13 protein-coding genes and 1 riboswitch are annotated in these 22,798 nt (G+C 47.4%); of the genes, 8 read left to right on the forward strand and 5 right to left on the reverse strand.

What is annotated here, in order from left to right:
- Positions 1-3: 3 nt before the first annotated feature.
- On the reverse strand, positions 4-582 hold the full coding sequence (rsxA, locus tag BST96_RS13505; RefSeq protein WP_085759212.1) for an electron transport complex subunit RsxA: 579 nt from the start codon (positions 580-582) through the stop codon (positions 4-6).
- Positions 583-740: 158 nt separating this feature from the next.
- Positions 741-2,777: a methionine--tRNA ligase gene (metG, locus tag BST96_RS13510; RefSeq protein WP_085760539.1), complete on the reverse strand. Its 2,037-nt coding sequence runs from the start codon at positions 2,775-2,777 to the stop codon at positions 741-743.
- Between the two features lie 180 nt (positions 2,778-2,957).
- Between metG and apbC the strand changes: the two genes are divergently transcribed.
- The gene (gene apbC, locus BST96_RS13515; protein WP_085759213.1) at positions 2,958-4,052 is read left to right on the forward strand and encodes an iron-sulfur cluster carrier protein ApbC; all 1,095 of its coding nucleotides are present in this window, start codon (positions 2,958-2,960) and stop codon (positions 4,050-4,052) included.
- A gap of 368 nt (positions 4,053-4,420) precedes the next feature.
- On the opposite strand, the gene BST96_RS13520 is transcribed toward apbC, so the two are convergent.
- From BST96_RS13520 to BST96_RS13530, 3 genes are read right to left on the reverse strand one after another with little or no spacing between them, the layout of a single operon-like run.
- The gene (locus tag BST96_RS13520) at positions 4,421-5,407 is read right to left on the reverse strand and encodes an alpha/beta hydrolase (RefSeq protein ID WP_240554800.1); all 987 of its coding nucleotides are present in this window, start codon (positions 5,405-5,407) and stop codon (positions 4,421-4,423) included.
- A gap of 37 nt (positions 5,408-5,444) precedes the next feature.
- Positions 5,445-7,538 carry a TonB-dependent receptor plug domain-containing protein gene (locus BST96_RS13525; RefSeq protein ID WP_085759214.1) on the reverse strand — a complete coding sequence of 698 codons (2,094 nt, stop codon included), beginning with the start codon at positions 7,536-7,538 and terminating at the stop codon, positions 5,445-5,447.
- 13 nt (positions 7,539-7,551) lie between these two features.
- Complete coding sequence (locus tag BST96_RS13530) at positions 7,552-9,237, reverse strand: GGDEF domain-containing protein (protein ID WP_169713994.1); 1,686 nt, start codon at positions 9,235-9,237, stop codon at positions 7,552-7,554.
- Positions 9,238-9,660: 423 nt separating this feature from the next.
- Between BST96_RS13530 and BST96_RS13535 the strand changes: the two genes are divergently transcribed.
- The 7 genes from BST96_RS13535 (at position 9,661) to BST96_RS13565 (ending at position 22,798) form a co-directional block, all read left to right on the forward strand.
- Complete coding sequence (locus BST96_RS13535; protein ID WP_085759216.1) at positions 9,661-10,365, forward strand: Crp/Fnr family transcriptional regulator; 705 nt, start codon at positions 9,661-9,663, stop codon at positions 10,363-10,365.
- Positions 10,366-10,841: 476 nt separating this feature from the next.
- Complete coding sequence (locus tag BST96_RS13540) at positions 10,842-11,444, forward strand: hypothetical protein (RefSeq protein ID WP_157117955.1); 603 nt, start codon at positions 10,842-10,844, stop codon at positions 11,442-11,444.
- A 47-nt stretch (positions 11,445-11,491) separates the two neighbouring features.
- Positions 11,492-13,477: an outer membrane protein assembly factor BamB family protein gene (locus tag BST96_RS13545; protein WP_085759218.1), complete on the forward strand. Its 1,986-nt coding sequence runs from the start codon at positions 11,492-11,494 to the stop codon at positions 13,475-13,477.
- Positions 13,478-13,661: 184 nt separating this feature from the next.
- A complete protein-coding gene (locus BST96_RS13550; RefSeq protein ID WP_085759219.1) occupies positions 13,662-15,737 on the forward strand; it encodes a TonB-dependent receptor in 2,076 nt (691 codons plus the stop codon).
- Between the two features lie 747 nt (positions 15,738-16,484).
- A riboswitch (cyclic di-GMP riboswitch) is annotated at positions 16,485-16,571 on the forward strand.
- 22 nt (positions 16,572-16,593) lie between these two features.
- On the forward strand, positions 16,594-17,199 hold the full coding sequence (locus tag BST96_RS20770) for a VPLPA-CTERM sorting domain-containing protein (protein WP_085759220.1): 606 nt from the start codon (positions 16,594-16,596) through the stop codon (positions 17,197-17,199).
- A 216-nt stretch (positions 17,200-17,415) separates the two neighbouring features.
- Positions 17,416-20,259, forward strand: a complete 2,844-nt coding sequence (locus BST96_RS13560) for a PKD domain-containing protein (RefSeq protein WP_157117956.1) — start codon at positions 17,416-17,418, stop codon at positions 20,257-20,259.
- A gap of 148 nt (positions 20,260-20,407) precedes the next feature.
- Positions 20,408-22,798, forward strand: coding sequence for a TonB-dependent receptor (locus BST96_RS13565; protein WP_169713995.1), 2,391 nt, complete (start codon positions 20,408-20,410; stop codon positions 22,796-22,798).

The following is a 22,798-nucleotide window of genomic DNA, read 5'->3' on the forward strand; positions in this document are numbered from 1 at the left end:
GCGTTACACCAATCCCGCAAAGCCCATAAAGGCTAATGACATTAAACCGGCGGTAATCATACCGATGGCAGCCCCTTTAAAAGGATCGGGTACATCGGCTACGGCAAGTCTTTCACGCATGGCAGCAAATAATACCAGCACTAACGAAAATCCTAAGGCAGCGCCAAAACCATAAAGGGCAGATTCAACAAAGCTATGCTGCTTATTGATATTAAGTAGGGCGACACCGAGTACTGCACAGTTGGTAGTGATCAAGGGTAGGAAAACCCCCAGCACTTTATAAAGCAGCGGGCTGGTTTTACGCACCACCATTTCGGTAAATTGCACAACTACCGCAATCACCAGAATAAAGGAGATGGTTTTTAGATATTCCAAACCCAATGGCAGTAACAACCATTCATAGGTCATCCAGCTAACAATGGAGGCAAGGGTTAGTACAAAGGTGGTGGCGCTGGACATACCAATGGCGGTTTCCAGTTTATTGGAGACACCCATAAACGGGCACAGCCCGAGGAACTGTACCAGTACAAAATTGTTGACCAGAATGGCTCCGATCAATAGCAGTGAATAATCTGCCAACATAAGTGCTTAAAACCTTTGAATTTATGGGGTTTAGCTTACCATAATCGCTGTTGTGAAAGACTGACCAAAATGGCCTGCAATGATTACTAATCTGGCCAGTAGGGTGGATTGTAATCCACCTTTGTGGGCCGGGTTTTGGTGGATTGTAATCCACCCTACTATTGTATCTTCATACCGGGTTTGGCGCCTTTATCGGGTTCCAGTAGCCAGATATCGCCACCGCCGGGGCCTGCGGCTAATACCATGCCCTCGGAAACGCCGAATTTCATCTTGCGCGGCGCCAGATTGGCCACCATAACGGTATGCTTGCCCACCAGATCTTCCGGTGCATAGGCTGACTTAATTCCGGCAAAGACCTGCTTGGTGCCCTGATCGCCAAGGCTAAGGGTTAATTGCAGTAACTTATCGGCCCCTTCAACATGGTCAGCGGCAATAATCTCGACCACCCGTAAATCCACCTTGGCAAAATCATCAAATTCGATAGTGGCCGGGGCTGCGTTGTTGGCGGGCTTTTTCTTCTTGGCTTTTTTCTCAGCTTTGGGGGCAGCGGTTTCTTTACCAGCATCCACCATGGCATTGACCTTATCTTTATCGATACGGGTCATCATGGGTTTGAACTTGTTGATTTGGTGATTAAGCAGAGGCTCAATCGCACCTTGCCAATCCAGCTCGGCGTTTAAAAAGGTGCAGGCTTTCTCAGCGGTTGTCGGCAGTACCGGCTTGAGATAAATCATAATCAGGCGAAATAGATTAACGCACTGTGAGGCGACTTCAATCACCTGTTGTTCTTTGCCTGCTTCTTTGGCCAGTTTCCAGGGCTCCTGGCTATCAAAATATTCGTTGGTGGCATCGGCAATGGCCATAATTTCACGGATGGCTTTGCTAAATTCCCGTTGTTCATACAGCTCGGCAATGGTGTCGCTTTTGGCAACAGCTTCTTGCCAGAGTTGCTCATCTGCCAGTGCCGCTGACATCACACCGTCACTGCCTTTGGTAATAAACTTGGCGGAACGTGAGGCGATATTGACGACCTTGCCGACCAGATCGGAGTTAACCCGCTGTACAAAGTCTTCCAGATTTAAATCAATATCGTCAACCGAGCCTGATAATTTGGCAGCATAGTAGTAGCGCAAATATTCCGCATCCAAATGCTCTAAATAAGTGGAGGCTTTAATAAAGGTGCCGCGGGATTTAGACATCTTCTGCCCGTTAACCGTGACAAAGCCATGCACATAAATAGCGCTGGGTGTACGGTAACCGGCGGAGTGCAGCATGGCGGGCCAGAATAAACCGTGGAAGTTAATAATATCTTTGCCAATAAAGTGGTATAGCTCGGTCTCGGCATCTTCTGCCCAGTAATCATCAAAATTAATTCCGGCGGTATCACAGTAGTTTTGGAAACTGGCCATATAGCCAATCGGTGCATCCAGCCATACATAGAAGTATTTACCGGGGGCATCGGGAATTTCAAAACCAAAGTAGGGGGCATCGCGGGAGATATCCCATTCCTGTAAACCGGCGTCCAGCCATTCACCCAGTTTATTGGCAATTTGATCTTGCAGGCGACCGCTGCGGGTCCACTCTTTTAATAGGTCTTCAAAGGCGGGCAAGGTAAAAAAGTAATGGGTTGACTCTTTCTCTACCGGCGTGGCGCCTGAGATCGCAGACTTGGGATTGATTAAATCCGCTGGGTTATAGGTTGCGCCACAGGCTTCGCAGTTATCACCGTATTGGTCTTCGGCTTTACATTTTGGGCAACTGCCTTTGATATAGCGGTCGGCTAAAAATAATTCTTTTTCAGGGTCGTAAAGCTGGGTGATTTCACGGCTGGCAATATGGCCATTATCCCGCAGTTTTTTATAAATCAGCTCTGAGTAATGTTTATTTTCTTCAGAGTGGGTGGAGTGATAATTATTAAAGTTAATTAAAAAACCCGCCAAATCTTTTTCATGCTCGGCCTGCACATTGGCAATTTGTTGCTCCGCAGTGATGCCATTTTTCTCCGCAGTCAGCATAATAGCGGTGCCGTGGGCATCGTCGGCACAGACGTAGATACAGTCATTGCCTCGCTGCTGTTGAAAACGTACCCAGATATCGGTCTGAATAGTTTCTAACAGATGGCCTAAATGCAGGGATCCATTGGCATAGGGCAGGGCGCTGGTAACCAGCATTTTACGGGGTGATATCTGGGGCATAGAGGTCTGTGTGTTATATGGCTGTTTATGTCGCTGTAAAGGGGCGCTACTATAGCCTTTTTGAGCTGCCTTTTCATCCACTTAGGCTGGCTAAGCGGCTGTTTCGTTTATTATTTTTGAGTCTTGGGTAATAACCGAGTAAAATGCTCGGTTTTTGCGTCAAGCCTCCCTGGAGAAAGTATGTCTGAAGTGACACAAGTGCAGGTGGAAGAAGCCCTGCAGCAGTATGTGGTTCCCCACCTTAACAAGAATGTCTTGGTAGCCGATGCTCTCAAGTCGATCACTATTGACGGCGGTATGGTCACTATTGTGATTGAGCTGGGTTTTGCTGTGGCCTCTATTAAAGCGGCTATGCAAAAAGCGATCGTGGAGCTGGTTGGCCAGATCCCCGGGGTGCAGAATGTCAGCGTTGAAATCAGCTGGAATATTGCGTCTATTAAGGGCCAGCGCGATATGCGCAGTATGGATAATGTAAAAAATATTATTGCCGTGGCTTCGGGTAAAGGCGGTGTGGGTAAGTCCACCACCTCGGTTAATTTGGCGCTGGCGCTGGCTAAAGATGGCGCCAAAGTGGGCCTTTTAGATGCCGATATTTACGGTCCCAGCCAGCAAATGATGCTGGGTGTGGATGAAAGTGCCCGGCCTGAGTCGGAAAACCAGCAGTATTTATTGCCGATTGAAGCCCATGGCTTAAAGACAATGTCGATGGGTTATCTGGTCACCGATAAAACCCCGATGGTTTGGCGCGGTCCTATGGCCGGTGGTGCGCTAAATCAATTATTGGCGCAAACCTGGTGGGGGGAGCTGGATTATTTGATTATTGATATGCCGCCTGGCACTGGCGATATTCAGCTGACGCTGTCGCAAAAAGCCGCTGTGGCCGGTGCTGTGATTGTTACCACGCCTCAGGATATTGCGCTGATGGATGCCCAGAAAGGTATCGAGATGTTTACCAAGGTTGAGGTACCGGTACTGGGTGTGGTGGAGAATATGGCCATTCATATCTGTAGTGAGTGTGGTCATAAAGAGCATATCTTTGGCGATGGCGGCGGCAGCCGTATTGCAGAGCAATATAAGGTGCCCTTATTAGGCGCTTTGCCTTTATCGTTACGCATTCGTCAGCAAGTTGATGCCGGTGCGCCTACCGTTGTGGCTGAGCCTGAGAGTGATGAAGCGCTGATTTATGGGGATATTGCCAGAGATATGGCGGTGCAGTTGGCCAGTACCGGCAGTGCCGGGCCAGTGTTTCCTAATATTGTGATTAATAATGATTAGTAGTTATCGCCCCCGTGCAAGCGGGGGTGGGTATAGCCTGTAGGGTGGATTATAATCCACCGGTATAGGGTGCTCCTGGCTGGGCCTGGTGGATTGTAATCCACCCTACGATACTGGTTTCAAAAAACTTGAAAGAATAAAGGCAGTGAGGTGTTTGTTTTAAGGGGCGTCAAAATACAGGGAGGGCGCCGGCGAGATGTCAGAACCGCCCCCTGAAAACAGACACCTCACTGCCAGACGCTTAGCGCAATAGTTGTAAAAATTCATGCCCTAAACACGCTTGACTCAAACTACTCCGCGCAATCAAATGACCAAACCAATATAGAGGTAAATTTATAAGACAGCTGTGGCGTAGGCTATATCCCGATTTATTGTCCTTTTAGATATTTTAAAAACCACTGCAACGCCGCCTCGCGCCCAGCCTCAAGATTGTCCCCGGAATACATCGCATAATGTTTCCCCGGGTAAGCGATATAGCGAGACTCAATACGGTCCTTAATTATCTGGTGCATCAATACGCCGTTTTTCTGCCGGTTATAAAGCTCTTCTTGCTCCGCTTCAATAATCAATGTAGGAGCCGTTAAACGGTCAAGATAGGCCATGGGGTCAAAGCGCTTCATCGCTATCCAATCTGGGTAGCCTCTTAGCAGCGGGTTGTTCTGGCCCTGCGGACCGGGGTAGGAGGGGAGTTGGCCTCGGGCCACCATAGCTTCGGCGCCGCGTACTCTTTGATCGGGGATAGCTTGCAAATTGTACGTATAATTGACCGGCCCCATTTGATTGACATAGGCCTTAATGCGGTCGTCAGTGGCGGCTGTAACCAAGGCTAAACCCCCGCCCATACTGGTGCCCCAAATACCTAAATTATTGGGCATGACCTGCGGCTCTGAACCTAAATAATGGATGGCGGCACGGACATCTTCAGACATGGATAAGGGGTTAACCATTTTGCGAAAGTGTGTAGCTTTTAGCGTAATGTCAGCGGCTTCTTCGGTTTTTTCCAGCGCTTCGGTAGCGACGATAGGGCCGTCACTTTCGCCCCAGCCTTTAAAATCCAGCGTCAGTACAATAAAGCCTTTTTCTGCAAAATGTGGCGCATAGTTTTTTTCTAAATTCTTTTTAACACCACCCCAGCCAGGCACCAATAAAATCCCCGGCAGCTGTTGTTCTGCGGTCAGGTTTTTGGGTTTATACAGATCCCCTTGCAGCCGAACACCCTGGCTCCAAATCGTCACGGTTTGTTTATCGACTTGTGCAACGGTGTTGGCGCAAGCAGCAACAGCGATTAATGCCAGCAGTAGGCTATAAGCCATATGTACAGGTTTTTTACGGGGTTTAGTGGGGTTTAACGGCATAAAGTGTTTCCTGGTTAGACAAGATCTAGAGAGAAAATTAATAGCTATAGCGCAGGCCCAGCCACGGTGTGATACCGTCTTCTGGAATACTGGTTTCGTTAATACCTATCTGGCCCACAGTATTATTATCACGGTCCTGAAGGTTAAGTATATCGAGGGATAATTCCCAATGTGGGTTGATCGTTTTTAACAGATGTAAGTCAAAGCGCACATAATTATCCAGATCAGACGGGGATAGTGTGGTGGAGGTACGTTGGTAGGCTTTGCGGTCTAACATAATACGGCTATTCAGCGTGAGTTCAAGCTGCTGCCCAGACCATTCATAGCTCATGCCCCAGTCAATCATCCAGCGCGGGTAGGCATCCAACGATATTTCATTACCGGTGTCTTTTGAGTCGGCGTAGGCAATCGCGATATTACTTTTGGCATGCTGCCAGTGGTAGGCATATTTTAATTCGGCACCGGTGGAACGGATTTTCGCGGTATTGTAATAACTGAATTGATTGAGTGTATTGTCAGGGATAGGTTGGCGAATAATACCGTCTTCTATTTCTGTGTAGTAGCCCACCAGTTCAACGCTTTGCTGAGTTGTGCTTTTCATCAATACCAGTTCGTAGGTATCGACGGTTTCCGGTGTGATATCTTCGTTGCCAAGGGTAAAGCCGCGGGAGTCAGACGGTTTATAATTGATTTCATTAATGGCCGGGGCGCGAAAAGCCTGGCCATACAGCACTTTGATAGCGCTGCTATTATCCGGTTGAAAAATAATGCCCGCCCGTGGTGACCACTGGGTATCAAAGTCTGAGTAATTATCGCCACGCCCGCCAAGGTTTACTAACCACTGCTCGTTAATGGCATAGCGTAGTTCGCTAAAGACACTGCGCACATGGCGGTCATAACCTTCACCGGCGTTAATAACCGGCCAGCCGGTATCGGTAACGGGCTCGGTTTGATAGCCCTTAAAGCCAACCCCCAGTCGGTCACGTTTATTGTCGTGTTTGGCGTACTCAAGTCCCGCTGACCAGTTCAGTGCCCGGGTTTTATCATCGCGTTTGATATAGGCAATTAAGCCGTCTCTGGTTTCGCGGTATTCCTGTTTAAAGGTGTTGACCATTGCCGGTTGAATAACGCCCCAGCGCCAATCCGCATCCCAGGTATAGGCCTGTACCGACAGGTTTAAGCCATTGTCCAATTGCCCTTTGACCCTTGCCTGTAGCAGTTCCAGTGAAGAGTGATTATCAAAATCATCAACGGTGGTTCGCTCTGGGCTCTGTTCGGCGTTTTCAATGTCTGGGCCAAGATGGCGAACATCAAAACGGTCCTGTTGGTTTTTGACATAGCTGCTATCAAACTGCCAATGGTTATTAATGGCTCGGGAAACTTTGACCATGGCCGAGCTGATTTCGCGTTCAAAATCGACTGAGCGAGAATATTGCAGATCCTGATCGATCAGGGTGTTGCCATAGTCGTAGCTGATATCAGCAGAGCTATCGCGGTAATCAATAATACCGCTAAGCTTCCACTCGGCCAGGTTTTGGCTGCTTGCTATAGTTGCTGCCTGATAGTCATTGCCGCCGTATTGAAATTCAGCAATAGCATCACCTGCCTCGAGTTCTCTTGATGTTAATGAGATCACACCCTGAAAGGCATCGGCGCCATAAAGTGCAGAGCCGGGGCCTCTGATAACATCCACTTGCTCCAGCAGCCCCAGCGAAAAACCTTCAGAGTGATAAAGGGCGGTGGAAAAAATAATACCGTTAAGAGGCACACCATCCAGTTGCATGCTGATACCCCGTACGCCGGGTGAGCTACTGTTGCCCCGAATAGAAATCGCATCATTGGCCACCAGATTGTAGCTGGTATAAACCCCGGGTACATGTTGCAGGGTATCCACCAATGAGCGTGCGCTCTGCTGCTGCCAGTGCTGTCGAGTGACTGAATCAACGGTGGCGCTGGCGGTTAGCGTATTCTCTGTCAGCAGGGAGGCGTTGGTAATGATTTTGACATTGACCAGCTCCTGCAAAGACAGACCGTATAAATCTTCATCATCGGCAAAACTTTGCAGCGGATTACACAGCAAAGCTGCTATGGCACCTTGATATAAAGTTCCACTGAATAGGTTCTGGTTCATGGGCACATCTCCACTATACAAACTCTTCAGTCTTGGCAGGTTCTGATCGTTGGCAATAGCGATCTTTCCCGGCTTTTTTGGCTAGATACAGTTGCTGGTCTGCTGCTTCTATCAGCATTTTCGGTTCTGTTTGTTCATCGGCAAAAAGGGTCATAGCGCCAATGGATAGCGTGACCGATTGAGATACCGAAGAGTCCGGGTGGGGAATGCCCAGTCGATGGATGGCATCCAGAATAACGGTGGCGACTCTGGCGGCTGATTTGGCATCGGCGCCGGGTAGCACAACGGCAAATTCTTCGCCGCCGTAACGGGCCGCGGTGTCTTCCTGACGATTAAGTGATGCTGCTATAGCCGCAGATATTTTTACCAGACATTCATCGCCAGCAACATGCCCCAGAGTATCGTTATACTTTTTGAAAAAATCGATATCCATAATCAAGCAGGAAAGGGGGGTGCCACTTTCGCTGCACTGCTTAATCGCCTGTTGCAGTTGCTGGTCAAACGCCCGTCTATTGGCGATACCGGTGAGCTCGTCCGTCACCGAGATTTTTGCCTGGAAGAAAATATTGTTTACCCGCGCAATCTGGGCTGTAGAGATTAAAATCATTTGGAATAAAATGACGTAAAGCACGAAAGAAATAACGCTGGAAATCTTATCCGGGAAAAAATAACCCGTCAGTATCAGTGCAATAAAGTATAAGGAGAGAATGGATAGTGCCATGGCGTAGTAAAGGGCAAAGGCTTGTTTATTGCGCCAGGCAATAATGGTCACAGCAAACAGGATAGGCAGCAGCAAAACGGTGGCGGCTTCGGTGGCGGCGGTGGCAACTCCCAGCGGCTGATCATAGATAAACAGATACATAATAACCAGACCGGCCACGGCGAATAACAGCAGTTTATGAAGCTTTGGTGAGTTGCTTTTTGTATTGAGAAATAAAATGGGGAACAGCACCCCAAGGATTTCAGAAAGATGGTAGTTCAGAAAGATAATTTCAGAGTTAAGGCTTGGGATATCAACGACCCAGTGTCGAAAACCCGATGCATAGTAGCTCATCAGGTGCACGGTCATAGAGAATATCCAGATACAGGTTACCAGATATAAAAAGTCCTTTAACACAAAGAAAGCCAGAAAATTGCACAAGGCAATAAACAACATAATTCCACAAAAGACCCCTATTTGAAGATAAAAGCTATAGCGAGTCTGTTCCAGTTCGGAGGCGGTTTCCATCATAAAGTGAAGGGCGTAGAGGTACTCTCTGGCATCCACCCGATAAAGAATTTGATAACTATGACCTTGTTCCAGCGTGCTATGGATACTATTTAAAGTAGCAAAAGGGTTGTTTTCGAGTCCGACACTTAAGCCGCCGCGAAAACGTTCTTGCACCTCGCCATCTCTAATTAACCAGGCGTCAAAGGCGTGGGCGCGAAATTGCGTAAAGCGAATAGAAGCGTAGGCAGGCCTTATATCGTCGTTGCGTAAATTGATAACAAACCAATAAATATCAGAGGTCCTGCCAATGGGGTGGCGAATATCGGGTTGCTGCCAGTCGATGCTGTCCAGATTATCGAGCATAAAGCCGATCGTTAGTGGCGACTCGGTCTCTTTGATAAAGCTGGCGTTCTGATGGGGGTTAAAGCGGATAGAGTCGGTCGACACTATGGCAGCTTCGGGCAGCAATGCAGCCGCATAGGGGCTCATCAGGGAGTATATCGCCAGTATTATGAAGCCAATAATACGCATGAATGGTAGGCCTGTGCTCGTCATAGTGTCCAAACTACTAATGTCTCAACGGCTTATAACTCCTAAGCTATCAAGGACTTATAGGTATTTTTTGATCAAAATATAAGCTGATTTAGATTATATTAGCAGTTAAATTTGTACAAGTACAAATATAAGTCTATTAGTATATGTTGACTTGCAAAATTAAAGTCAATACATTTGCTTGATAGCAAGTATAGATGGGGTGCCCGACTGGCTTACAAACCACATAAAAACAAAGTCTGGGGGCGGTAATGACGCGGAATTTCTTAGTAACACCCAATAGGGTTCTGGCGGAAATTAGTCTGGTAAATAAAGAAAAGCCTGGTGTTTGCCAATTACACTGGGAACAAGGGGCGAGCAATGAAGTGTGAGAAAAATGAAACACATATCTATGAAGAAGTAAGCCGCTGTGTTTGGTTTAAGGACTTACCGGATAGCGAACTGGAGGCGTTGGCGACGGCGGCAAGAATCAAGTACTACTCTACCAATAGCTATCTTTATACTATCGGCGAGAAAACGACCGATGTGTTTTGTTTGCTGAGCGGTCATGTGCGTATATCGATGGAGGGTAGTGGCGAGCAAAAATTTGCTATCCACGATGTTTGGCCAACCTTTTGGCTGGGTGATGATTCCTTAACCGGCGATGATGAGCGTGTTATGGAAGCCCAGGTGGTAGAGGCAGGGGAAGTCTTGTTAATCCCTCGCAGCGCTATTGAAGCCGTGGCTGAAAAGCATCCCTTAATCTATCGTAATTTTTATATCGAGTATGCCAAGCGTACCCGGATTTCCAGCCAGTTATTATCGGGCATTTTATTTTTGCCGCTGCGTGCGCGCCTGGCGGGAAGAATACTGGAATTGGTTGAAATGCATGGTGAGCAAACGGATGAAGGTATATTGATGGACGTTCGTTTAAACCAGAATGATTTTGCGTCCATGAGCCTGGGTTCCCGGCAGCGAATCAACAGAATTATTCGTGAATGGATTGAGGCGGATGTTCTGGTTATGCGTGGTGACCAGTATTTGATTGTCGATATCAATGCCTTACGCGATGAAATAAAAGGCTAGTCACTGTCACTTTAACGGCCATTGTATGCATTGATGGCTGCTTACAAAAAGTAATTATCTGTCGGATATTTTTACAGCGATAGCTGGCATTTTTCAAAAAAAAGTAACTATTTGTCATTATGGGGACGTGTGCCATGTCTCTCTGGTGACAACTGTTGGTATCCCTTCTCGCAATAAAAGCCTAAAAAAATACAAGCCCTTGCTTTCTTGTCGGCAGGCTTTACAGCGTAATCTTAAAAAATTTCCCCTGCTAAAAAAGATGACAATAGAGCTATCGCTTGAGTTGCTTTATTGCTGTCACCTTGGTGACTTTGCGCTATAGAAAATTCATTTTTTTGTAACAAAAAATGTTTTTTCTTGCGATTTTTTTATCTTGGCATGGTTGTTGGAAGGTAAGGGCCAATCAATAAATATAATAGGACGTAGCTATGGGTCATCTCAGATCGCTTTTCCATTTAAACCGGTGTCGTAACGGTGTGAGTTTAATGCTTGTTGGGCTATTAGTGTCCATTAGTAGCCAGGCCGCGCTGCTGTCACAGGACGATAGTGTGTGGGGAGTCGGTAGCTTAACGCTGGATCAAACCACGGGCTTGCAATGGCTGGACCTTAATTTGTCGACTAACTTTTCGTTTAATGCCATGGTGGCCGAGCAGTCTGAGGGAGGTTTATATGAAGGTTTTCGCTATGCCACTTCCAGCGAAGTAGAAACCTTATTTGTTCATGCCGGTATACCCGAAGTGAATGCCAGTTCGGCCGCGAATACGGCTTCGGCACAGGCATTAATCAGCCTGATGGGTGGCACTAAAACCTTTAGAAATACGGTAGAAATCTTTGCGATTACGGGTAGCAGCAATCCAACCGGTCTGAACTCCGCCATTATTGATCACGCCTTTAACGACGGTGTTGCCTTCTATGATGTGAATACGGCGACAGGGCCAATCTACGGTGCTGATTATAGCGATGCCAGTATTGGCAGTTGGTTAGTGGCTGATGCTATCACTCCCGTTCCGGTACCGGCGGCCTGGTTATTTTTTAGCAGTGCCCTGGTCTTACTCGGTGGAATCAAACGTCATCAATAAGCGTTTTGCCGCTGGCGGCAGACGTATAACAATAAAAGGTTAAGATTATGTTGTACCGTTATGGAATCAATAAAATTATCGCTTTTTGTGCAGTGTGTGCTCTGGTGCCAATAGCTCAATTACAAGCGGCAGAAGACCCCGTTAGCCTGGGCGAGGATAGGCTAAATACGGCAGACGCTGGCGATCTGGAGAATTTAACCAAGGAACAAAAGCGCGCCCTAAGAAAAGCGGAAAGAAAACTAAAAAGGCAGGCAGAAAAGCAAGCCAAAAAAGACGCTAAAAAAGCCGCCAGAATAAAAGCCCGGCAGGAGCGTAAAGCCGCAGAGGCCGCCGCTGCCGCAGAAGACAGCGCCGCTGTATTACGCACTCCGTTACCCCTTGCTCTGGCACCCTTAAATGAGCCGGTGGAAGAGCCTGCTGCCGTGATAACCGGGGGTGATTGCCTGGCGGATATCGAAACCCTGTCACCGATCGTGGTGAATGGCTTTGGTTTTAACCCCACTAATACCCGCAATCAGGCCTCATCCATTACCAGTGCTAACGTCGCTAATTTAGAGCGTAAATTTGAAATGGCAAAAAGCGGCGTCAGGGAAAAACGCGGTGCGCCTGCGGTCACTGAAAAAACAGTTTTTTTTACCCAGACCAATCAACTGGTCGCGATTGACCGGGAAAGTGCTTGCCGCTATTGGACCTTAACGGTTACCGGTGTGATTCGCTCTTCAAGTATCTTGCTGGTCGACAACTTACCTGGTCAGGACCCTGTACTCTATGTTGGCGATTACAATGGCATTGTCTATGCCGTTGATGCCAAAACCGGCACCCTTTTGTGGCAGCAATTTGCAGGCATAAGCGGCGATGCGAAAAGTGAATCCAATCATTTTATTACTGGCGGTATGCAATATTACGGGGGCCAGTTATTTGTTCCGGTCTCTTCCAAGGAAGTTATTGCCAATTTATTCTTTATCTTTGAACCCTGTTGTAAGACCCACGGCCTGTTAGTGTCTTTTGATGCTGTAACCGGCGAAAAACAATGGACGTTCCACACCACGGAAGAGGCCACCATTGCGGCGGATACCTACCGTGTAGGGCCCAATGGTGCGCCGGTATGGTCTACTCCGGCGATTGATCCTGCGCGCAATGCGATCTATATCGGCACCGGTGAAAGTTATACCGAGCCGGTAGCGCCTTACTCAGACTCAATTATTTCATTGGATATGACGACAGGCTTGGTCAACTGGTCATTTCAGGCGCGCAATAATGATCAGTGGAATGCCGCCTGTGATTTTCCTGATGAACGTATTCCGGTGTCACCGGCCAACCCCGGCTTTTTATGGAACCTCTACGATCGCTGCCCTGAACCTGAGGGCCCCGATTTTGATTTTGGTGCGGCGCCTATTCTTAGCGACGATGGAAAAATCCTGATTGCCGGTGACAAGGGCGGTATCGTCTATTCACTGGACCCTGATAGCGGCGCCTTAAACTGGAGCCGAAAAATCAGCCAGGGCGCCAAGTTAGGCGGTATTCATTGGGGTATGGCCATCGATGAATGGACGATTTATGTAGCAGCAACCGATTTAGAGGTGGCCAAGGCCAGCAGTATTGATGATTCGGTGGAAGACCGCACCGCATTGGTTGCCAATGGTAGGCCAGGTATCTATGCATTGGATATTACCAATGGCGGTTTGATCTGGGAAGTTCACCCCACCCATGATTATCAAGGCGTGGCTACGGACTCTTTGTATTCAGCCTCCTTATCGGTCACAAACGATGTGCTGTTTGCTGGTTCGCTTGATGGTGTGGTGAAAGCCTTTTCAACCTATACCGGTGCTGAGCTATGGTCCATGGATACGGCTATCGATGTCACCGATGTCAATGGTGTGGCGGGTAATGGTGGCACTATCGATTCCGTCGGCGTGGTCATTGCTGAAGATACGATTTTAATTAATTCCGGCTATGACTCTTTTGGTGGCGCAGGCCCTTATCAGGCTGGCCCCGGTAATACACTGTTTGTGTTAGAGCTCGCGCAACCATAATTCTTTTTTAAACCACAAATTGCAGGTCCCGTTGGCGGGCCTAATACTGTTAGGAATATCGGTGTTAGGCCTGCACTTTTTATTACTATATCTAGTCCAATAACCAGTCTCCAGCTTTCTTCTGTTGTCGTTATTCTTATCTAGCTATTAAACATTATCGATTACATCTATCCGGACACTCTTTATGTCAGTCACTTATCGTTCTAGTCTTTTTCTGTTGTTGCTAATACTGCCTGTCTCGCCGCTTTACGGTACTACTTCAGTGATGGAGACCACGGTCGTCACCGCCACCCGAACTGAACAATCACTCGCCGATAGTGCCGCCAGCTTATCGCTTATTTCAGAACAGGAGCTGGAACAAATCTCGGCCATCCATATCAGCGAAGCATTGGCCAGAGTCCCCGGTGTCTGGATTAGCCGCGGCAATGGTCAGGAACACCTGACCGCCATTCGCTCACCGGTATTAACCGGTGCTGGCAGCTGCGGTGCCTTTACCGTGGCCGAAGATGGCGTACCGGTGCGCGCTACCGGCTTTTGTAATGTGAACCAACTGTTTGATATCAATACCGAGCAAGCCCAACGCATAGAAGTACTGCGCGGCCCCGGCACCGTTTCCCACGGCTCCGATGCCCTGCATGGCGTTATCAATGTGATCAGCCAGCCCTCCGCTGCCGACCAACAACAGCTCAATCTCGAAGCGGGCTCCAATGACTACTACCGTCTTAAGTTCAGCCAGAGCGATAATGACGGCCAACATGGCTACCGCATTAACCTTAATGGCGCCCACGATGGCGGCTATAAAGATGACTCCGGTTTTGACCAGCAGAAGATGACTGCGCGCCATGATTACACCGCGGACAATCTTGCTATCAATACGCTGTTAAGTGTCAGCAATCTGAATCAGGAAACTGCGGGCTATGTTGAAGGTGAAGAGGCCTACAAAGAGAGCGACCGCCGCCGGGAAAACCCCAACCCCGAAGCCTACCGCGATAGCCAGTCCGTACGCCTGCAAAGCCGTATCGAAAAATCACTCAATAATGGCGGCTCTTTTATTATCACACCCTATGCCCGCTATACCGATATGGAATTTTTGATGCACTTTTTACCCGGCACACCACTGGAAGACAATGGCCAAAAGAGCGCCGGTGTGCAGAGCAGCTACCAGCGACAGACCAGCAATGGTCTCAGCCTGCGTCAGGGCTTTGATGCGGAGTTTACCGATGCTTATCTCAAGCAGTCACAGGAAGGCGGCTTTTCCTCCTTCCCGGCGGGCAAACAGTATGACTATGAGGTGGAAGCGATGATGCTGGCTGCGTTTATCAATGCCGATTACAGTCTTACCTCCAATACGGTGGCGTCACTGGGTGGTCGCTATGAGTTTTTAGAATACGACTATGACAACCAGATGATAGCGGGCAATACCGCTGAAGACGGTTCGGTATGTATTAATAGCCGCTCCGGCGCCGAGGGTTGCCGCTATACCCGCCCTGAAGATAGCAAAGATGACTTTGATAATATCTCCGCCAATGCCAGTATCAACCATCAGTTTAGCGAGCAACTTAACAGCTATATCCGTTTTGCCCATGGCTTTAGAGCGCCACAGGCCACTGAGATGTACCGTTTACAGAATGGCCAAATGGAGGCGGATTTAGACTCGGAAGAAATCAATAGTATTGAATGGGGTCTGCGGGGCAGCCACGATACAGTGCAGTACAGCCTGACCAGTTTCTATATGAAAAAGACCAATGTGATTTTCCAGTCCTCTGATCGCCTGAATATCGATGATGGCCAGACAGAGCATATGGGAGTGGAGTACGACCTGTCCTGGCAGCTAGGCCAGCAGTGGGATATTCGTGCCTCCGGGACCTTTGCCCGTCATGAATATACCAGCGATGTCAGTTTGTTTGGTTCGGATGACGCTATCAATCTGGACGGCAACGATGTTGATACGGCGCCGCGCAGAATGAGCACGGTTCAGTTGGGCTGGCAGCCCACCGACACTACCCGGGCGGAACTGGAGTGGGTATCGATGGGCAAGTACTACACCGATATTGATAATCTGCATAGCTATGAAGGCCATGACCTTTATCATTTAAGACTGCGCCAGCAGCTCAATAGTAATATTAGTGTTGGTATCAGGGTCAATAATCTGACCGATGAGGACTATGCCGAGCGGGCGGACTTCTCTTCCTTCTCGGGTGATCGGTATTTTATTGGTGAGCCGCGCTCTTATTACGCCGATATTGCTATCCAATTCTGATTATCACCGCCACTTTGTGAGCCAATCCACAAGATAGCCCGTAGGGTGGATTATAATCCACCGGCATATAGTGGCTTATGGCCGGACTTGGTGGATTGTAACCCTCCCTACGATACGGGTTTTAAACAACCCTAAAAAATAAGGCGCCTCACTCCCAGGCGCTTAGAAAAAGCCTATTAATATCCTTCCTATAAATACCTAAGGCTAAACCTTTTTACCTTCCTGTCGGATAAGTTTACAGGCAATAATTAGCCGAATGATCAGCTTGTAACAAGCGATTATTTTCTGTTGTAACACAGAATATATTTTACTGTCGCCAAAGTTACACCCTCCTGATAACACCAGTAAAAATATCTAATGATCAAGTTTTTCAATCTTATTTTTAGTCAAATTTATGCTCTTTTAAACCTTATATTAATGGTGGTTTAGCAATAGGATTATATTTATGTCGGTTTTTTTGACAGCTAAAAATAAGCCGTTTTAGCCTGTTAATTCGGCGACTTTTTATCTGTAACCCATATGACCTGATAGACGTTATTCGATTTACAGCATATCTGTCACCAAGGTTACAGCGTCATAAAAAAATCATAAAAAAATAAAAAATAGACCTGTTTTTAACCCATAAAACAGAAAAAAAATAAAACTGGCATCGAAATTGTATTAGTACCTTTATCGGAAATTAACTAAGTGTCATTCCACTTACTAAGAACCGAGATAAGACGTTTGCTCGATTAATAAAACTAACAATTTGGATAGCGCCAAACCGGTGGTGACATCGGGACGGAAAACTACAGGTCTTTATAGTAATGACATAAAGATGGCTGAGTTACCCTTATCAATCCTTGAGGAAAGAATTATGAAAATGAATAAAAAATTAATGACCTTGGCTTCTGCTGCTGTACTTATGGGCGCTGCTAATGCTAATGCTGCTTATGTTATCACTGGCTCTGGTGATACTTTTGCTCCTTCATTAAGCCTGTCAGTAGCTTCTGCTGCTATTTCTGGTACCGGTACTGTACAAGCTACTGCCGGTGGTGACTTTGTTTCAGCCACTTTTAATACTGTTGTTTCCGTGACTAGCCCTTTTGACCCCGCTTTATTACAGGTTATCGAAACTACTTACCAGATTACTGATACTGCGGGTAATGGTACAACTGTCGTTACCGGTTGTAGCGATGCACAGAACTTAGTGTTCTGTGATGACTACCCACTAGGTCAGCCTCCTGCTGCGATTAATCCTTCTACCTTTAACTTTGACTTCTCAGACTTGAACAACATTGTTTGGGGAACATTCTCAGTGGGTGTAACCGGTTCTGGTCTTGGTGTTGAAACCACTATCAACTACACGGCTTCTGGTACTTATGATGTCGTTCCCTCTGCAGTACCCGTTCCTGCCGCGGCCTGGTTGTTTGGTTCTGCGCTGGTTGGTTTAGCGGGTGTTGGCCGTCGTCGCAAGGCATAAGCTAAATCACTGTGTGTTGATAATTGACAGACAGTAAACCAACGACGGCCCGGTTTTTATTACTGGGCCGTCTTTGTTTAGCGTGATGCAGTCTTTGTTGGCCAATCCATTGCTTAATTAACCACACTGCTTTTCAGACAGCTCCGCAGTACTCGCCCAATTAGAGTAGGGCGTATCGGCCAGTTTTACCTAACAATAATTATTTGAGGTTTACCCATGTACCATACATTTAGCAAACAGCAGTCCGTCATGACGACACTGCTATTGTCGTTGCTTATTGGCGCTTGTAGTGATAGTGGCGGTGGTAGTAGTGCAGGTGGTGAAGGCTCAGGCGATCAGCCTGTAACAACCGGTGTTTTTATTGATAGTGCGGTGGGGAATATAGCGTACCGGACGATCAATAGTGCTGGAGAGACATTGCGCACGGGTGTGACTAATAGCGCCGGTGAATTTGAATATCAGTATATTGGTGAGCAAGTTATTTTCTCGATCGGCGATATTGAATTCCCCGCTGTGGTGACTAACCCGATAGTGACCCCGCTGGAAATCGCTGGAGCTAGCGATATCTCAGATATGAAGGTACAGAATATTGCTCGACTATTAATTAGTCTCGATGAAGATGGCAACCCGGATAATGGTATTACTATTACAGAACAGGGTAAGTCGGCGGCACAGGGTGCGACGGTAGATTTTTCGGCCGTTGATTTTAGTGAGCAGGTCGCCGACCTGGTTGCGGCAAGTGGTGCTGGTGACGGTGAAGTGGCTTCATTGGAAAAAGTGCAGGCGCACTTGGAAGTTAACCTGGGTGATAATGATGGTGATGGTGTTATCAATCTGCGCGATGCCTTGCCTGATAATGCTGATGAGCAGATGGACAGTGACGGCGATGGTATTGGTGATCGCAGTGACTTTGCCATTGATGACCCAAGCATTCAAAGCATCTGCCAGACAAATGCCAGTGATGAAGAAAAAGAGCAGGCAGGCTGTGACAATATCGCGCCTGTTGCTGTCATTAGTTATCAGGGAGAAAACCTGGTTGAGACGAATACTGAAGTGAGCTTTGATGCCCTTGAAAGCTTTGATACCAATGGTGATACGCTTTTTTATAACTGGTCGATACAGTCGGAACCCGCAGGAGGTTCTACCGCCTCATTGACAGAAGATCGGGGTGTGTTTTCAGGCCTTCGCAATATGAATGTGGCGGGGGAATATGTCATTGTCTTAACTGTCAGTGATAATTTTTCCGCTGAAAGTACCACCACTCTCACTATTGTTGTTGATCTGGACAGTGATTTTGATGGAGTGCTCGATTCGCAAGATGATTTTCCCTTTGATGATAGAGAAACGATTGATGCTGATGGTGATGGCGTCGGCGAAAACCAGGACTTCGATGATAGCGATGCGGCGGTTAAGAGTATCTGTGATACCGAGTTGAGCGTTGCGCAAGCCATTGAAGTGGGTTGTCTTGATGATGACGACAAAGATGGTTTTGCCAATGGCGACGATGACTTCCCATTCAATCCACTGGAATGGTTAGATGCCGATAGCGATGGCGTAGGGTCTAATTCAGATTTTGATGATAATGATTCATCGATCCAAACTATTTGTGATGCCGAAGCCAGTGCTGCGGAAAAATTGGCCGGTAATTGCGACCCTGCCACTTTTGATAGCGATGGCGATGGTGTGGTTGATGCAGACGACGCTTTCCCCTTTGATGATTCAGAAAGCGTGGATGCTGACGGTGATGGCACCGGTGCCAATAACGATTTCGATGATAGTGATTCATCCATCAAGACCATCTGTGATACTGAGTTAACGGATACCCAGGCCATTGCCGAAGGTTGTCTGGATGATGATGATGGTGACGGTTTCCCCAATGGTGATGATGCCTTCCCATTCAACGAATTGGAGTGGCTTGATGCCGATGGTGATGGTGTAGGTGCTAACTCAGATTTCAACGATAGCGATAAAGACATTCAGTCGATTTGTGATACCAATCTTACCGTTGCTCAAGGCATTGCCGCAGGCTGTCTTGAAGATGATGATGGTGATGGCTTTCCTAACGGCGACGATGACTTTCCTTCTAACCCGCAGGAATGGCTAGATGGCGACAGCGATGGTGTGGGCGCTAATTCGGACTACGATGATAGCAGTGATGCGATTCAGACGATTTGCGATACCAATGACGGCCCAAGTCTGGCGCGCTTTGATGCCACTTGTGGGGATAATGAAGCACCTACCGCTGTTCTCAGCTACAACGGCGACACAACATTTACCGTTACCGATGAGGCTGTTCTGCTAAACGCTGAAAATAGTTCAGATGACTTCGATGGCAGCGCGGACTTGATTTACAGTTGGAGTTTAATTGCGCCATCGGGCAGTAGTGCCGAGCTAAGTTCAAGCTCTACCATTGATCCCTCTATTACCGGGATGGATAAGGACGGTACTTATATTGTTCGACTGATTGTCAGTGATGGTGTTTCCAGCAGTGTGCCTGTAGAGCTAGCACTGACCGTTACTCTGGTGCCCTATACCGTCAGCGGTAGTGGTATAACCTTTGCGCCAAGCGTTAACCTGAACGTAGCCTTTACAGAGATTAGCAATAAGCTGGAAGGTGTTACCGGACTGGTTGACGTCACTTATGATGGTTTTGTTAATACCTTCGGTGGTGTTTTCTACTCCGGTAGATGGACTACCGTGGTAACCATTACCAGCCCATTTGACCCTGCGCTATTACAGATTATTACTACGGAGTATGTGTTCGAGCCAGGCTTTGCTGACAATGGCGTGCCGGTTGCCAATGGTACCGGAGGCTCCGATTATGGCACCAATGAAGTACTGGCTTGTTATGACGCGCAGGCACTGGTTTTCTGTGATGACTACCCGGTAACTGGCGTCGCCAAGCCGATTGAAAACCTCTCGGTATTTAACTTCGACTTTACGGATATCCACAACCTTAGTTGGACCACCAATTCGGTCGGTACCACCGGCAGTGGGCTGGGGGTAGAAACGACGATTAACTATACCGTTGTGCCAACCTCGTTATTTGTGGCGCCTTAAGCGAGCTTGATAACACCATCGTCATGGGGCGGTGGTGGCTGCTGGCAAGGATGCTACAGCTATCATCTTAGCGGCTTATACCTGCCTGAATTAAACCATTCACTATGCGCAGCTTGAAAAGAACAATAATGCGAAGAGATTTATGTTTATGAAAACCCAACTTAAAAAAACTGCACCGACAATAATGCTTACCGCACTGGCGGGGCTAACGATTAATCCCGTATTCGCTGATTTTCGTATGGAAGAAATTGTGATCACCGCCCAGAAGCGTGATTCCTCGGTTAGTGATACTCCGATTGCCATTACCGCAATATCCGCTGATCAAATGAGAGAGCTGGGTATTGCTTCACAACAGGATGTGGCCAATTTTACCCCGAGTATGCAATACCAGGAGGCAGCCGGTGGTAGCGAAGAAAACCGTATTTATCTTCGCGGTATTGGCCGTGAAACGAATAGCCTGGGCACCGAGCCAGGGGTAGGTGTTTACGTTAATGGGTTTTACAGTAATGAGGCGGGGGCATTAACCGGCTCCAGTGACCGGATTGATCGGGTTGAAATTTTGCGTGGGCCACAGGGCACCTTATTTGGCCGTAATACCACCGGTGGTGCGATTAATGTGGTGTCGAAAAAACCGGGTCAGGAGATTGAAAATGTTGCCCGGGTTAACGTCGGTAGCTACAGCCATGAGAAATGGGAACTAACGTCCAGTGGTCCTATTACCGATAATGTGGGTTATTTGGTGCACTATACACAGAATGACCGCGACAGTTTTTTTGATAATGTATCCGGCCCAGACCAGATTGGGATTAGCTCAGATTATACTGAGGTGATGTTTGATATCGATTTTAGCGATCGTATTAACTGGAATATTCGTTATGCCACCAGCTCGTTTGAAGATGAAAGTCTCGAACTGGGTTTATTAAAAGGCTATGACTATCACAACGGCGTTGATGCCTTATCACGGTATGGGCCGCAGGTGATGAATGCGGAAGCGTTTTCCCCCTTGGCGATTCAGCCGGCAGAAAATGACCCCTTTGATATTAGCTCGGAATATAGAGGTAAAGTGGCGGCCGATGACACCACGGATATTCAGTCAACTCTTACCATAGACTTGGATGCCTTTAGCATCCGGATTATGAACAGTGATTATGACCTCGACTGGTATGGTGAAAAAGATTTCGATGGCACCGCAGGCCCCGTCACCCGGTTTGAAAAGATTGGCCAGACGGAACAAAATAACCAGCATGAAATTCAGTTTGTTTCCAATGGGGAAGGGGATCTGGATTGGATCGTCGGCCTGTTTTATTTCAGTATTGAAAATGTGCAGCCTTATACCCTGTCAGAATCCAGCAACCCCTATTTAATTAATAATGTGCAGGGCCCTATTGTCGGTACACCAGCGCCCAGATTTAACCCCGAAGGTATTTTTTATTTTCAACAGGGTGAACTGGATGCGACTTCTCAGGCTATCTATACCCAGTTTGATTGGCGCGCCACCGATAGGCTAACGCTGTCTGCGGGCTTGCGTTATAGCGAAGATGAAAAAGAAGCCTATGAAGAACAGGATATCCTGTTTGACTCTGTGCTCGACTTTTGTGACGAGTCGTTATTTTCTGGCTTGGTGGCGGGAGGTGACCCCTATGCGGATATTCCCGGTTGTCTTCGTGAAGGCTATTTTGTCAGTGAGGGCGATGACGAGTTTGAAGAGACCTGGTATGCCTTTAATTGGCGCTTAAATGCCACTTACGATATCACCGATGACAGTATGGTTTATGCCACGGTATCTACCGGCTCCAAACCCGGTGGTTTCCGTCTGGGTGGCTTACAAAATGATCCTTCTACCCCTGAAAATGAGGCGGTTATCGATAATGAAGAGCTGACCGCTTACGAGTTGGGCTATAAAGGCTTTTTGGGTGAAGACTTTTCTTTTAGTAGTGCAATCTATTATTACGACTACAGTGATATTCAGGTAGAGCTGGATATTATTGACCCGGTGTCAGGCTTGTCACAATTAAAATTAACCAATGCCTCGGAAACCGAAGTCTATGGTTTTGAAATAGAATCAAGCTGGAACTTAACTGATAAATTATCCCTGTTAGGTAATTACTCCTATATGAAATCCGAGTACAAGGATGACTTCTTTGCCTTTGATCTTAAAACCGATACTGAGCGTAATGTTAAAGGCAATGAATTAAACCGAACCCCTAACGATAAATTCAGCCTGTCCTCCTATTATGTACAGCCTTTCGATAGCGGTGATATTGTCTTTACCCTGAGCTATAGCTATATCAGTGATCAATATACCAGTATCTATAATGATTCCATTGAGCAGATTGACAGCTATGAGGTGGTCAATACCCGCCTGTCCTGGCAACCTGCCAGTGGCGGCTATGAAATCTCTATCTATGGCCGCAACCTAACCGATGAGCTAAGTTATGCCAATCGCTATAGTGTCAGTGGCCAGCGTGATGGCGTTCGTGCCAGTGGCCGGCCGATTGATCCTGAGACCTATGGCATGGAAGTGGCGGTCTTCTTTTAA

Source organism: Oceanicoccus sagamiensis (assembly GCF_002117105.1).
GTDB lineage: Bacteria > Pseudomonadota > Gammaproteobacteria > Pseudomonadales > Dasaniaceae > Oceanicoccus > Oceanicoccus sagamiensis.

Excerpts from the sequence above, each read along its gene's own strand:
- BST96_RS13525 (WP_085759214.1), bottom strand. The coding sequence starts at position 7,538 with ATGAACCAGAACCTATTCAGTGGAACTTTATATCAAGGTGCCATAGCA.
- BST96_RS13565 (WP_169713995.1), top strand. The coding sequence starts at position 20,408 with ATGAAAACCCAACTTAAAAAAACTGCACCGACAATAATGCTTACCGCA.
- rsxA (WP_085759212.1), bottom strand. The coding sequence starts at position 582 with ATGTTGGCAGATTATTCACTGCTATTGATCGGAGCCATTCTGGTCAAC.
- metG (WP_085760539.1), bottom strand. The coding sequence starts at position 2,777 with ATGCCCCAGATATCACCCCGTAAAATGCTGGTTACCAGCGCCCTGCCC.
- BST96_RS13535 (WP_085759216.1), top strand. The coding sequence starts at position 9,661 with ATGAAGTGTGAGAAAAATGAAACACATATCTATGAAGAAGTAAGCCGC.
- BST96_RS13530 (WP_169713994.1), bottom strand. The coding sequence starts at position 9,237 with ATGAGCCCCTATGCGGCTGCATTGCTGCCCGAAGCTGCCATAGTGTCG.
- BST96_RS13560 (WP_157117956.1), top strand. The coding sequence starts at position 17,416 with ATGTACCATACATTTAGCAAACAGCAGTCCGTCATGACGACACTGCTA.
- BST96_RS13545 (WP_085759218.1), top strand. The coding sequence starts at position 11,492 with ATGTTGTACCGTTATGGAATCAATAAAATTATCGCTTTTTGTGCAGTG.
- BST96_RS20770 (WP_085759220.1), top strand. The coding sequence starts at position 16,594 with ATGAAAATGAATAAAAAATTAATGACCTTGGCTTCTGCTGCTGTACTT.
- apbC (WP_085759213.1), top strand. The coding sequence starts at position 2,958 with ATGTCTGAAGTGACACAAGTGCAGGTGGAAGAAGCCCTGCAGCAGTAT.
- BST96_RS13520 (WP_240554800.1), bottom strand. The coding sequence starts at position 5,407 with ATGCCGTTAAACCCCACTAAACCCCGTAAAAAACCTGTACATATGGCT.
- BST96_RS13550 (WP_085759219.1), top strand. The coding sequence starts at position 13,662 with ATGTCAGTCACTTATCGTTCTAGTCTTTTTCTGTTGTTGCTAATACTG.